The 13,475-nt window shown below is 54.3% G+C and carries 12 protein-coding genes; 4 read left to right on the top strand and 8 right to left on the bottom strand.

All coding sequences use genetic code 11. The annotated features are described in order from the left end of the window. Positions 1–96: 96 nt before the first annotated feature. The 3 genes from M9Q49_RS19030 to M9Q49_RS19020 form a co-directional block, all read right to left on the bottom strand. Entirely contained in the window at positions 97–882 is a 786-nt protein-coding gene (locus M9Q49_RS19030) for a DNA cytosine methyltransferase (RefSeq protein ID WP_254510407.1), read from the bottom strand. Positions 883–981: 99 nt separating this feature from the next. Further along, positions 982–1,215: a hypothetical protein gene (locus M9Q49_RS19025; RefSeq protein WP_254510406.1), complete on the bottom strand. Its 234-nt coding sequence runs from the start codon at positions 1,213–1,215 to the stop codon at positions 982–984. Positions 1,216–1,496: 281 nt separating this feature from the next. Continuing rightward, a complete protein-coding gene (locus tag M9Q49_RS19020; protein WP_254510405.1) occupies positions 1,497–1,991 on the bottom strand; it encodes a hypothetical protein in 495 nt (164 codons plus the stop codon). Positions 1,992–3,406: 1,415 nt separating this feature from the next. On the opposite strand from M9Q49_RS19020, the gene M9Q49_RS19015 reads away from it, so the two are divergent. The 4 genes from M9Q49_RS19015 (at position 3,407) to sppA (ending at position 7,273) form a co-directional block, all read left to right on the top strand. Beyond that, on the top strand, positions 3,407–3,625 hold the full coding sequence (locus M9Q49_RS19015; protein ID WP_254510404.1) for a hypothetical protein: 219 nt from the start codon (positions 3,407–3,409) through the stop codon (positions 3,623–3,625). Then, positions 3,622–5,325, top strand: a complete 1,704-nt coding sequence (locus M9Q49_RS19010; RefSeq protein WP_315861184.1) for a recombinase family protein — start codon at positions 3,622–3,624, stop codon at positions 5,323–5,325. The genes M9Q49_RS19015 and M9Q49_RS19010 overlap by 4 nt, the downstream gene beginning before the upstream one ends. Continuing rightward, positions 5,322–6,116 (top strand): PA0069 family radical SAM protein, encoded by a 795-nt coding sequence (locus tag M9Q49_RS19005; protein ID WP_254510402.1) that lies wholly within the window; start codon positions 5,322–5,324, stop codon positions 6,114–6,116. Before M9Q49_RS19010 ends, M9Q49_RS19005 begins: the two co-directional genes overlap by 4 nt. A gap of 98 nt (positions 6,117–6,214) precedes the next feature. Beyond that, positions 6,215–7,273, top strand: a complete 1,059-nt coding sequence (gene sppA, locus M9Q49_RS19000; RefSeq protein WP_254510401.1) for a signal peptide peptidase SppA — start codon at positions 6,215–6,217, stop codon at positions 7,271–7,273. Positions 7,274–7,353: 80 nt separating this feature from the next. Here sppA and M9Q49_RS18995 read toward each other — a convergent pair whose 3' ends face one another. The 5 genes from M9Q49_RS18995 to M9Q49_RS18975 form a co-directional block, all read right to left on the bottom strand. After that, positions 7,354–8,448, bottom strand: a complete 1,095-nt coding sequence (locus M9Q49_RS18995) for a hypothetical protein (protein ID WP_254510400.1) — start codon at positions 8,446–8,448, stop codon at positions 7,354–7,356. Positions 8,449–8,622: 174 nt separating this feature from the next. Next, positions 8,623–10,047 carry a DUF58 domain-containing protein gene (locus M9Q49_RS18990; protein ID WP_254510399.1) on the bottom strand — a complete coding sequence of 475 codons (1,425 nt, stop codon included), beginning with the start codon at positions 10,045–10,047 and terminating at the stop codon, positions 8,623–8,625. Positions 10,048–10,057: 10 nt separating this feature from the next. Next, a complete protein-coding gene (locus tag M9Q49_RS18985; RefSeq protein WP_390844829.1) occupies positions 10,058–11,215 on the bottom strand; it encodes an AAA family ATPase in 1,158 nt (385 codons plus the stop codon). 263 nt (positions 11,216–11,478) lie between these two features. Further along, positions 11,479–12,684, bottom strand: coding sequence for a DUF4350 domain-containing protein (locus M9Q49_RS18980; RefSeq protein ID WP_254510397.1), 1,206 nt, complete (start codon positions 12,682–12,684; stop codon positions 11,479–11,481). After that, positions 12,681–13,472, bottom strand: a complete 792-nt coding sequence (locus M9Q49_RS18975) for a DUF4129 domain-containing protein (protein WP_254510396.1) — start codon at positions 13,470–13,472, stop codon at positions 12,681–12,683. The genes M9Q49_RS18980 and M9Q49_RS18975 overlap by 4 nt, the downstream gene beginning before the upstream one ends. Between the last annotated feature and the right edge of the window lie 3 nt (positions 13,473–13,475).

Genomic DNA, 13,475 nt, shown 5'->3' with positions numbered 1-13,475 from the left:
ATACATCGTTACTGCGTCTGTAATGTGAGTAATACTCCCGCATTTTGAACTTGAAAGCCATGAATGCGATTACTACGAATCCAACAACGATAAAGCTTATTCCGATTTCCATGTTTGTTTCCACCTTATGAATATGTCACGAGCAGCGTAGGGCACTATCGAATTGCCCAGAGCCTTTACCCGTGCTAAATGATGTTTGTGTAATTGTGCGGATAGCCCATCATCTCTTCTAAGAACAAGGGGTTCGCCACAAACCAGCCCGGTGGCTTTGGCATCTTGTCCGAGAGTTGATATTGGTATCCGATCAGCCTCGCAGTTAAATTGCGTGCTGTTGGCCACACTTCGCTTGGCCTGCAATGATTCTGGAATTGCGTGGCATCGAATGCCCGTGGGGTAGGCAGTAATAAAGAGCCTTCTACGATAGTGTGGCAGTCCCCACCAATTCGCTTGTACAGTTTGCCATTCCGCATCATACCCGCAGTTGGCCAAGCCCGTGAGGACTTCATAAAATCCTCTATTGAACAAGCCTTGCACGTTTTCGATGATGATGAACTTGGGGCGGAGTTCAATAATAAGCCTGTGATATTGAAACCATAAACCGGAGCGGCTTCCGGTGATTCCTTCACGCTTGCCAGCGCTGCTGATGTCTTGGCACGGGAAACCCCCGCTGATGCACCATTCTTTCCCATATTGCTCCCGAAGCTCGTGGCCTGATATTGCTGTGATGTCTCCGAGATTTATTGAACCGGGAAAGTGATGGGCGTAGACCTTGTTACAAAAGGCATCAATATCACTGTTCAAGTGATTATCAAAAGTGATTCCGGCCCATTGTGCGCCAAGTGCGAAGCCACCGATGCCGCTAAATAAATCTAAGTAATTCACTCCCTATGGTAGTATTGCTGAGCAAGATTTTTATGAAATTAAACGAAAAAACCCACGCAGCAACGAGCTGCGTGGGCCAATGGATCGATACGATGTTATCTATGCTTCAAGCGATTCCATTTCATAACGATACTCTTGCCACTCTTGCAATCCATCGAGATATGCCCGTGCGGCACCCGCTGCCCGAAGCTGGGCATTTGTTATTTCAGCATCAGAAAGCTGGCCTATTTCCTCTTGTATTCTAAGGGCAGCTTGAATGCCTTCCTCAGTTATTACAGCGATCTCTAGGTTGAACTGATCTGTTAGAATTTGCTCTGCTGTCTTGTAGTTCATTATTGTTTCCTTATTAGGTTATTGAGTTTTGTCTTTGCTTTTTGAATTTTCCGTTTTAACCGGATCAGCCTGCGGATTGTGAATTTGATTTCTAATTGCTTGCTGTTCATTGTGTTTCCTCGCTGCTTTGCGTGCGGTATCAATTGCCGGGAGTGCGGCCACGTCCAACGAAAATCGAAGTTTTGGCGCTTCGGGCGAAAGAATTCGGGAAATATTTTCTTATTGCTGTAAAGCAAGAACTTTCTACCGGGCGGAAAATTTCGATTTTTTCCGGGTTCGCTTTACAGGGGAGCGGATTCGCCTATAACGATGGCTGAGGGGAATTCTTCCCACGGGATGCTATAGAACTTTTGGCCTGCGTGCTGTTTCATAATTTTATGAAGCTTATGCGCATAATCAAATAGCTCCTGCGTGCGGATTATTGCGGCGGATTGGAACTTGTCACCATCGGTATAGGCGTGAACCCACCAGTGCGGATAGTAATTCAATGCGGCAATGTCCCTTGTGCGCCCGGTCCATTCCGAAGGGTAACGAATCGTGAAGGTATGATAATTCCGCCCTTTATCTTCCACCCTCGCAGCAATCCCTGTGAAGCCACCGCTAGGAAGCTGCTGGAAGTAATCAATACCGGCCTTCGCATCGAGCAGGTGCAATATCGTGCCCTGCGGCCCATCGGTGGCGTATATCTCGCCATCACCGCAGTAGGTCCGAACTATCGGCCAAACTACGTTTTCAAAAATCTCGTTGCTGCGTTCTTTCCTTGCTTTCCATGTCACGATGATATGTATGCCGCATCAGAGCATTTGCGGCCTACAGATCGCTTCCTAGAGCTTTAGGGAGCATTTTAATTAGATGCGATGAACGAGAAAGCGAATAATAGCAAATGCCCTACGGGACTATTGGTTGGTTATTTATAGAAAACCACCTTCCCGTGGAAAACCCTATTAAGAAAATAAGATATTCCAAAGTGTTTGTATCTGCCCGGTTCGCTTTTATCGCTTCTTTCATCTAGCAAGAGACGAAACAGATGAGACCCTTGAACTCACCACTTGTTTCTAATTACCACTCTGAATTTTTGTTCGTAAGTTAGATTATTAGTCTTCCATTTGGACCAGGACGTAGGTGTATCTTGTTGCATCAACTAGCAACCCGTTGCCTGGAAAAAACTCTAGGTTTGTAAGCCTAGCAGTAAAATTCAGTTTTCATCCTCTTAGTTAATATTCAATTTGATTTGAATTTTATTCCCTCATCCGTGGTCAGAGGGACTAGAGCTAGAGAGACCTTTTTAATCTCCGCAGCCTGTTAGGTGTCTTTTTCGTAGCGAGCTACCGGGAAAGTTCCTAAGAACATAACCTGCGAACCGTATTTTCACGGTCTGAAGATAATATAGCAATTCCGCCCGCCATCCGTTACAGCAAAAATCGATTTTTCCCGAAATACTTTCTTGTTGCTGTAGCGCAATGAGAAAACTTGTTGCTGTAGCGCAAGAAGAAAAAACTGGTGTTGTAATATGTTGCGAGCGTGCTATTATACCGTAGCGAATCTGTTAATCACTTTGACCTTTGGTGATTACGGTCTGGGCCTGCGGGGAGCTAATCAACACCCCGCAGGCTTTTTTATGTACATTGGTGAAAATCCGTTTGCATAGCGCATACATAAGGGATGGCAAGCGATAAAACGTGGCTTGAGCGATCTCTTCAAATTCACGCCACCACCACGAACCCTATGAAGAAAAAATTCATCTGCGAGCTGATCGTGAATCAGGTTTGTGAAGGCAGGCCCATATCGCACGCTCAGAAAGGCTTATTGCAGCAGTGGTGGAAGCATCACCTGAAGAAACTAGCGCCGCCTGATTTCATATCGCAGCTTATTGCAGAGCATCAGTAACAAAATCGGGGACATACTCCGTGCTTAGCTCGATTGCATAGTGCCAAGTTTCAGAGCCATTGCACCATGATACGCAGTAGGTAATCCCACCGGGCGAAACGTGGAATCTGGTTATCATTCCCGGTCTTTTATCATCACGCAGGCGAATGAAGACAACATCACCTAATTCAAACGCAACTTCGATAGTAATTTTCATGCTCTATGGTAGTGAGCAACAGCCCGGTTTTTCCCTATAAATCGGGCAGCAGACACGCCCCCGCCCGCAGGCGATAATAGCTTGCTAGTTCGGGTTTTGTTCTTCTGAATGAAAGGCAAGAAAGTGATAAAGAAAGGCCAGCAAGTTCGGTTCAAACCGGAATTGTCCGATCCCGGTGATGATAATATTGTTTTCCTCGCTGTTGATGATGAATCTAAGGGGCGAGTAACTGTAGTGGCGCTGCTAGGTTTGGTTATCAATCCTACGCAGGTGGTTTCCGTTTCAATGGTGGCGGAAGCTGCCGATTATGAAGGGGCGAGCAAGTGAAAGTTTGTCTGTATCTTCGCATGAGTAGCGATCAACAGGAATTGAGCATTGAGCGGCAGCAACGGGATGCAATCGCATTCTGTAAAGCGAAGGGCTATGAAATCGTTGCCATTTATATCGATGAAGGAAAGAGCGGTAGCAAAGATGTTCATAAGCGGCTGAACTTCCTGCGTATGATTCGGGAAGCTCCTGCGGCAAATTGGGAGCGTATTATCTGCGTGAATACTAATCGCTTCGGGCGATTGAATAGCATTACGGGGGCGAAGTACAAGGAAGCTCTTGTTGATGCCGGGAAGATTCTGGAAACTATTGAAAACGGTGTGATTGATTGGAATACGATGCAGGGACGTATCGTTGATGCGATCCGCAGCGAGCTAGATCATGAATACTCTGTAAATCAGGCCAGCGCTACTACTTCAGGCCGCAACAATGTAATGGATTTGGGATATTGGCCGCACGGCAAAGTTCCCTATGGCTATGACCGCATTTACTTTTATGAAGGCAAGGAAGTGGCACGGATCAAGCGAACTGCTAAAGCTTCGGGCATTAAAGCGAGGGGCTGGCACTTGAAGCTTGAGAAGAATGAAGAGGAAGCAAAAATCATACAGTGGATTTTTGATACTTTCTGCGATGGTGATTCCCGCAGCATGCGAGGAATCGCCCGCAAACTCAATGAGCAAGGCATTCCCTCGCCCGGTGGCGGCAGTTGGGATAAGGATGCAGTGAAAGACATTCTTACTAAGCGGGTTTATATCGGGCAATGCTCGCCCGGTTACAGGCGAACTAAAAAGACCCATTTCAAGAGGATGGAAAAACGAGTTAAGGAAAACAGCGCTCCGATCATCATCAAGAGCAGGAAAGTTTTTGATCGGGTGCAGGAGCTTGTGCGGAAGCAAGGCGAATTCAGGCCCGCACGGCAATTGCACGGCAATGGCGCTCTTTCCGGTGTGCTTGTTTGTGGTCACTGCGGTTACAGGATGGAAAAACGTGCCCGGAAGTATCGGAGCGGTGAGAAGTATGTCACCTATGCTTGCAGTACAGCCTCGCAGCGCCCGCAAGGATGCACCTGTAGGCAATGGAGCGTGACAGAGCGGGCAATTCTCCCGTTTGTTATTCACAAGCTTATTGAATCGGTGGATTCCGAAGTGCTGAAAGTCCTGCGAGCTAAACCGGCAGCGGTGAAACCTAATCCCGCTGGCCTCGCAGATCGTGCCGCTGAACTCAAGAAACAGATTGCTAAAGGCGTGAAGAATTACACGCAGGTAGGTGATGAAGACTTGAAAGACCTTCAGGATTACGTGAAGACTTTGCGGACGGAACTTGCCGGAATTGAGGCTGCGGAATCCGCTGCGAGCGATCCGAAAAATGAGACCGGGTTTAGCGATTGGTGGCGAGGGGTTCGGGCGAAGCTCGTTTGCATACAGCCCGCAGCGCCGCATCACGGGAGCGAGCGAGATGCACCGGGCGAAGTGGCTGAGCGCCTCGTGCTAAATGGCGAAGTGTTCGGGAGCGGGATTTATGCCGAACCGATGGCGCTACGCTCCCTGCTAAATGATTTGGGCCTTCGGGTGGAACTTTTTTGGACTTCTACCGGGCGATACAGCGAATTAGACCGGGCGAGAATACAGGCGGAATTTGGCGAGCAGGGCTTAGATGGCAAGAATGCTACGCTCGTCCTGGTCATGAAACGCTCGGCATGAACGCGGGGCTAGACTTCGAAACGCGGATCATGGTGAAGCACGACGCGCCGCAGTTGCTGCGTAAGGAGCTTAACAAGAAATCGTGGCAGCCCGAGCCGATCATGATCTCTGGCGTGACCGATTGTTATCAGCCCGCCGAAAGGCAATTCAAATTGACGCGCGGCATTCTCGAAGTGCTGCTCGAAGCCGAGCAGCCTTTCACGCTGATCACGAAGAACTCGCTCATCCTCCGCGATCTCGATTTGTTTCGCGAGTTTGCCCGCCGCAATCTGACCGCCGTGGCTATCAGCATCACCACGCTCGATGCCGAACTGGCTCGTACCATGGAACCGCGCACGGCGACCCCCGCGGCGAAGTTGCGGGCCATTCGCGAACTGACGGCGGCAGGTGTGCCCGTTCGCGTGATGAACGCGCCGATCATTCCCGGTCTGAATGATCACGAGATTCCCGCAGTATTGACCGCGGCCCGCGATGCGGGCGCCACGAGTGCTGGCTATGTGATGCTGCGATTGCCTTGGGCCGTCTCGCCGATCTTCACGGCTTGGCTGCGCGAGCATCGGCCTTTGCAGGCAGAGAAAGTCGAAGCGCTCGTGAAGTCGGTTCGTGGCGGCAAGCTTTACGACGCCGAATGGAGCCAACGCATGAAAGGATCCGGCCCGTACGCCGAAGGGATCGCACGGACATTCAAAGCGTTTTGTCACAAACTGCAACTCAACCAGCCCGAACCCGAACTCGATTGCAGCCGATTTCGTCCGCCACGCCTGCCCGGTGGTCAAATGAAACTGTTTTAGTACTGTTTTTCCGGCCTACGATGGCGACGCATTTTTTCGTAAAATAACGTAGGATTGCAGTATTCGTTAAGACTCTCGCCGTTTTGGAGCCGACGCTCATGTCGCAAATGCCGCCGAATTATCAGCCGCAACCCATCATCATTCGCCAAGGTGGCGGCGTGCTCTGGGCCATCGCCGCCATCCTGGGTTGGATGGGCCTGTTCCTGGCGGGGCTGATCATCATTGTTCAATGGGCTGCCTTTGCGAGCTCCGATAGCTCGAGCAGCATCGACGAGAAGTATGTCTCCGGCAGCAAAAGCGCCAGCGACAAGATCGCGGTCATCTCGATCGAAGGGGTGATCATGGAAGGGGACGGCTTCGTCAAGCAGCAGATCGATCACGTGCGCGATGACGAAGACGTGAAGGCGATCGTAGTGCGAGTCGATTCGCCCGGCGGCACGGTGACCGGCAGCGACTTCATTTATCACCATTTGAAGAAGCTCAAGAACGAAAAGAAGATTCCGCTCGTCGTGAGCATGGGCAGCATGGCCGCCAGCGGTGGTTACTACGTGTCGATGGCCGTTGAGGATCAAGACAACTCGATCTTCGCCGAGCCGACCACGACGACCGGTTCGATCGGCGTGATTATTCCGCACTACAACGTGGCGGGCTTGATGAAGAAGTACGACGTGGTCGACGATTCGATCGCCAGCCACGAGCGGAAGCAGATGCTGAGCATGACCCGCGAGCTGTCGCCCGAAAATCGAGCCATCATTCAATCGTACGTCGATGAATCGTTCGGCCGCTTCAAGGACATCGTCAAATCGGGCCGACCCGCCTTTCGCAAGGATGGTGCTGCTCTCGATACGCTCGCCACAGGCGAAATTTTCTCTGCCGATCAGGCTCTGAAGCACGGTCTGGTCGATAAGATCGGGTTTATCGAAGAAGCCATCGATCGGGCGCTGGAACTGGCCAAGCTGCAGAAGGATAGCGTTCGCGTGGTAAAATACAAAAAGCCCGCGTCGCTCCTCGGCAGCATCGGCGCTGCCGAAGCCAAGCAACTGGCGGGCCTGCAAGAAATGAACAGCGCGGCAGGACTGCTGGAGCTGTCGACGCCGCGGGCGTTCTACTTGTTCTCGTCGTTTCCCACGATGGCAGTCAGCAAGCGAGCCGACTAACCACGCTCGTCAAAATCGCCCCCGCCTTTCCGGCGGGGCTTCAACGGCTTTTGCACTACCGATAGAACTGGCAAAGAAAACTACGGCAGTTCAATCGTCTTCAGCGCGAGATTGTCGCCGCTCTTGATCACGACAACCGCTTGCGAGTCGCCGAGCTTATCGAGCTGCACGGTCCCTTCCAGGTCCTTGATCGTTTCGTAGCTTTGGCCAGCCGTGCCGCCACCGCCGACGGGGGCTTCGATCCCTTCCTTGCGGCCGATGTCTTTGGTGCTGACCTTCATCACGCCACGAGCCGTGTTAGCGATGAGCAGGAACTTGTCGCCACCCTTTTCATACAGCACGATGTCGATCGGCTGATTGCGATTGCCGAGCTCGGCGACCGTGGTGCCGCGAAGCTTCTTCCCCTTGTTCGCTTCCAGATCGTTCACCGAAAACCGCACCAGCGGCGTGCAGGTGAAACCGGCGAGCACCGACGGCTGGCCATCGATGGTGAAGGGAATGAAAGCGCGAATCGCGGCATTGTCTTCAAGGCGGCCATGCGCGCCGTGGAAGATCTCGACAGCCGTTCCTTGATCGGCTTCGGCAAAGGGGAACGTGATTTCGCGGACGTTCGAAGGCGTGGCATCGGCGGTCACACCGGTGACGAGCAGCTTGCCATTGGCATAAGCGAGATCGGTGATCGCTTCGTTCCGCAGATTGCGAGTTCGGCCCTTCGCTGCCACCTCTTTGTCTTCGGGCGGGTTTGGCAGCGCGAGCTTGCCGTACTGCGTCTTGGTCAGAGAAACTTCGCTCGCCTTACCGCTGGTATCGATCTTGATCAGGCCCGGTTGATTGTCGGCCTTGGTCACCGACAGATACAAATTGCCGCTGGCGGGATTCGCCACCAGATCGTTGACCGTGACCTTTGAACCGCCGGCTGCGGCACTGAGAGTCGCGTTCAAATCGGCGATTTCAATCTTCTTGCCTTCGCCCTTCGCATCGCCAGTATCGATGGCAACGATCTGCGCACCCTTGGCATCGCCGATGAACAGAATTCCCTCGGGGCCGAAGGCGAGATGCCCGGCCGATTTCAATTCCGGCGAGCCTTCCTTCAATCCCCACTTGTTGGCTGCGTAGCCTGACGAGACGCTCAAACCCAGCACGAGCAAACTGGCGAACGAAACAAACTTTCGCATGACGAAACTCCTGACGACGAAGATGGCAGCAGGCCGCGCGGCACACTCGCGCGGATAATCGATTGGCGTCATTGTGCGCATGGCAATTCGCGAGAAGCAATGCGCCGACATTTTGACATGCATTCGACGATGGAACAGTTTCTTCGCTGCCGTATCTTCCGTCGTGCTGTCACGCTACAGCAAATGACGCGCCTTGATGTTTAGGTACGAATTTACCAGCGGAGCCGTCATATCCTCTGGGAAAACATCAAGGCTGAGCACACCCGTGTGCTCCAGATCGCGCAGCACTTGATGCCGCCAGGAGAGGATTTCCGCTGCGGCAGCCGCCTTAAAGAGTTCCTCTTCGCTGCGCGGATCGCGATCGGCGGCATCGAACAAATGATGATCCCGCAGCAGCACGCCCAGTGGCAGATGCTGGCCTACCACATTTCCCAGGTAGCTCTGTACCTGGTGCGAGTTGACTTCGTCGATCACGCTCGTGATCAGCACCACCAGCGACCGCTTCTTGCAGTGGGTGTGAAGATGCAGGAAGGCATCATCGTAGCGCGACTCGACCAACTGCGGAAAACGATCGAACGAGGAATGCAATAGTTGGTTCATTTGGTTCATGCCGCCGCGTGGGGGCACGAACGACATTACCTTGTCGGAAAAGCAGATCATGCCCACCGAATCGCCTTGCCGCAGTGCGACATAGCTGAGCATGAGCACCGCATTGAGCGAATGATCGAGCAGGCTGATGCCGGAAGCGACGTTCGTCATCAAACGGCCGCAGTCGACGAGAAAAATCAATCGCTGGCTCTGACTCGTCTGAAAATCTTTGACTGTCAGTTTGTTCCGCCGCGCACTGGCCCGCCAATCGATGAACTTGTGATTGTCGTCGAGCGTGTAATCGCGGAGGCGTTCGAAATCATTTTCGGTGCCGACTTTTCGCGTGCGCCGCACGCCCATCAAGCTGAGGCGGTTGGTGCGAGCCAGGATTGCGAACTCCGACAACTGCTTCATGTCGGGATAAACATGAATCAGGCTCGGCGCGGGATATTTGTAGAAGCGTTTCCAAAAACCGAACAGGCTGCGGACACGTACGTGCACGCACGACATGGTGTAAGCGCCGCGGCGACTGGCGACCAGGTCGTAATGGACTGTCGATCGACTGCGCGAGCCAAGCCTGAGCACAAACTCCTTCGGCTCGGCCGTGAACTCCTGCGGCACGTCGTCGCGCACCCACACCGAAAAGGCCCGTGGGCTGACGTTCGAAACCATTAATGTGACGCGATGTGGCTTTTGCAGCGAGGCAATCTTCAGAGCCTGCCGCTCGATCTTGAGCGATTTTTGATTGGGGATCGTAAAGAAGTCGATCAGCAGAATGAGCGGAATGATGGCATCGACCACGAGCACAGCGCCAAGCAGCCGCTTGTCGATCAGCAGGGCAAACGTCAACACGACCGGGATGCCGCAGATCGCGATCGCCGCGACGTGCGGAAACGTCCGCCGTGTCCAAGCAAGGATTGCGAGTGGCAGCACCGCGAGCAACACAATCAGCACGGAGTAGTGATTGAGCAGATCGGCGTTCTGGGTCAGCCATTGATTGAGGCGTTCCATGAAGCTTCCGCTACAAGCGCGGAACCTCCACCGAACGAATCAACTCCGTCAGCAAATCATCGATCTTCTGCCCTTCCACTTCGGCCTCGGCAGTCAGCACCACGCGATGCCGCAGCGCCGGCAGCGCGATCTGCACCACGTCGTCCGGCACCGCATAATCGCGACCGCCAAACGCCGCCAACGTCCGCGCGGCCTGCACGAGCGCGAGACCTGCGCGGGGCGAAGCGCCCATGTGAAACTGTGGCCATTCGCGGGTCCGCCGCACGATCTTGTTGACGTAGTCGATCAGGCGGTCGTCGATCCGCACCTTGGCGTTCTCTTGCACCGTTTTCAAGATCTCGGCCTGATTGGTGATCGTCTCGACTTCATGCTTCAGCCGATCATTCAGATCGAGCTGCTGGCTGTGCATCTTCAGAATTTGCGACTCTTCCTGCTCTTGCGGGTAGTTCACCATCAACTTGAACATGAAGCGGTCGAGCTGAGCTTCGGGCAGGTTGTATGTCCCTTCCGATTCAATCGGGTTCTGCGTGGCGAGCACCAGGAACGGCTTTTCGATGACGTGGCTCACGCCGTCGATCGTTACGCGATATTCCTGCATGATTTCGAGGAGCGCCGCGTGCGTCTTCGCCGGTGCGCGGTTGATTTCGTCGGCCAGCAGAAATTGCGTGAAGACCGGCCCCGGGCGAAAGCGGAACTCCTGCGTCTTCATATCGAAGATCGGTGCGCCGGTGATGTCGGACGGCATCAAGTCGGCCGTGAATTGAATGCGGCCGAAGTTGCAGCCGAGAACCTTGCCGAGCGTGCGCACGAACAAGGTCTTGCCGAGGCCGGGGACGCTTTCGATCAGCACGTGGCCGCTGGAAAAGAGGGCCACGAGCGCGCCGAGGACGAGTTCATCCTGGCCGACGTAGAGCTTGGCGATTTCCTTGGTAATGCGGTCGAATAGTTTCTTGGTCGGCGTTTCTTTGCCGGGTTCGGCCCGCGGCGACATGTGAATGCCACCCACCGGCGCTGGTTGCGGCGGATGATGCTGCGGCGGAGAAAATGCTGGCGCGCCGCTGGCCGGAGCCGAAAACGTCGGCTGCTGGGCAAAGGGTTGCGGCGCGAAAGGCTGAGGATTGCCAAAAGGCTGCGGCGGTTGCCCAAACGGTTGAGGTTGCTGCGGCATGGGCGGGAGCGGTTGCAACGGTGGCGATTGCGTCGGTGGACCAAACGACAACGGTGGCGGCGTGACCGTCGACGATTGCGGCACTTGCACCACACCATAGCACGACGGGCACGAAGCCTTTCGTCCGGCGGCCGAGGCGGGCACTTTCAGCGTGCGGCCACAGGCGGTGCAGGCAAACTCGATGAAGTTCGGGTCATTTCCAGGTGAAGGGATGGACATGCAGAGGTGATTCGCAAAAGGTGTGGCGTAATTTTGTAGTTGAGTTATTTTTTGTGTGACTTGCCGGAGTCTCGTTTGCCGTGCTGGCGATACTGCTGCAGACGGGCGTAGGCATAGGCCTGGTCCTTGGTCCGCTGCATCAACTTGCCGAGGGCGGAAATGTGCCGGCCGAAATCGCTAGGCGATTCCAGCGGCAGTTCGCGAGCTCGGCCAAAGATCGCCGAGCGAGCCAGGCAAAAGACGAGCGAAAACATGACCAGGTGAAACACGATCGCGTTCAATGGGAAAGGCCATTCGCGGTCTTGCTTCTCGCTGCTTTTTTTCTGGATCGGCGGTCCGCCCGGGCCACTTTCCAGAAACGCAACTTGCGAGTCGGGATCACATTCGTCGAGCAGCTTGCCGGCGAGCTTGCGATTTTCGTGATTGATCAGCGGATAGTTCAAGAACATGCTGCCATTGGCGACGACAATCACTTGGCCATCGGACCAGGACTTGTCGGTGACGCGGGCAACAAGCGTTTCTTTTTCGCTGGTCAGCAGCGGCTCGAAATCCTCGGGCAGTTCTTCCTTATTGTCTTTCGGTCGATCCTTTATGGTCGGCTTATCCAACTGGCTGCTGACCGAAATATCGGCCTGCTTGGCGTCGATTCCATCTGCCCAAGGACCGGCGAGCGTAGTCACTTTGCGAGCCTTGCCATCGCGGAGCACAAACCAACGGGCGAATTCTTCCTTGGGCATGCGCGCCCGCTCTTCGGCAAACTTGCTCTTGGCTTCGGAGCGTTTTTGTTTGATTTCGTCGAGTTGATCTTGCGGGGCATCGGCCTGGATTTCTGTCCAATAGGCCGTCGCTGCGTCGTAGTCGCGACCGACGTAAATCAGCGTCCTGCCGGAACCTTCTGACAACCACTGTTCGAAAAACTGCCGTTGCTCCACGGTCGGCACACCAAAGTCGTCGGGAAACCAGACGATGGTTTGATACTTTCGCAGCTTCGGCGTGAGCCTGTCGACCGAAGTCACCGTGCGGCCGCTGTAGCGGAACATTTCCGAGAGAACAATCGTGCCGTTGACGCTGGCCCGATAATTGTTGCCCATCCGCCGGCCGTAGCCGGTTTCCAACTCGGGAGCGCTGCGAAACAGCCAAATCAAAAAGGCAACAAGCAACACGGCGCCCACCAGGACCGCCGGCAGCGTCCACTTGTTGCCACCTGCGGCAGCTTCAGTGGTGGAATGATAGGTCGGTGCAGCACTCATGCGGCGGCGGCCTCCACCCGTTCTAGTTGCTGATGAAATTCATCGAGCTGCCGCCAACACTCCTCGAAGCGTTCGCGACTCAGATTGTGATGGCCGAAAAAGACATCTTCGAAAGAAATCATCGTGCGCTGCAGGACTTGCTTGATCATTTCGCGCGAGCGCGTCTCACGCAGGTACTGCCGGTTGGTCTTCCCCTTGGCGAGGCGAATGACATGTCGCTTGTCGAGGGCGACCAGTTGATAACTGAAGAGATACACGATCGCTTCGGAGTATTGGCCCGCTTCGTACAGTCGCTGCGCTTCCGACAGAAAATCGCCGGTGGGCTTTTTGATCTGAAACGGCAAATCCTCGACGCGGTCAACGTCGCTCGAGGTATCGATGAACTTCGTCCCTTCGGTTTGCGTTTGCTCACCCTGCAGAAACGCCTTCACCAGGAAGTAGACCACGGCGGAGATGACGGCTGTGAACAGCGCTACCCCGATTATTTGAAGCAATGCGCCGAGGCCGCTTGCACCGCCTCGTCCGCCGCCGCCGCGCACGGGCGTGGTGCCGTTTCTAGTCCAGGTTGTACTTCCCTTCGCGGGGGGCGCGGCATCTGGCGGCGCTTTGACGTTCATGCGTTTTACATCGTCTTTGGCCGAATCGTAAAACGGAAAGGGGGTGCGACCGTTCAGCGCGTTACGGGCGTCTTTCACCGATTCGCGGGCCGGTGCTTCCTGCGCGCAGAGTCTTCCCGGCCAGCACTGGAGTGCGGCGAGCAGGATGACGATCTGGGCGAAGAATTTCATGAT

It is taken from the genome of Anatilimnocola floriformis (assembly GCF_024256385.1).
In the GTDB taxonomy this organism is placed as follows: domain Bacteria; phylum Planctomycetota; class Planctomycetia; order Pirellulales; family Pirellulaceae; genus Anatilimnocola; species Anatilimnocola floriformis.
This window is presented reverse-complemented; position numbering and strand designations above follow the sequence as displayed.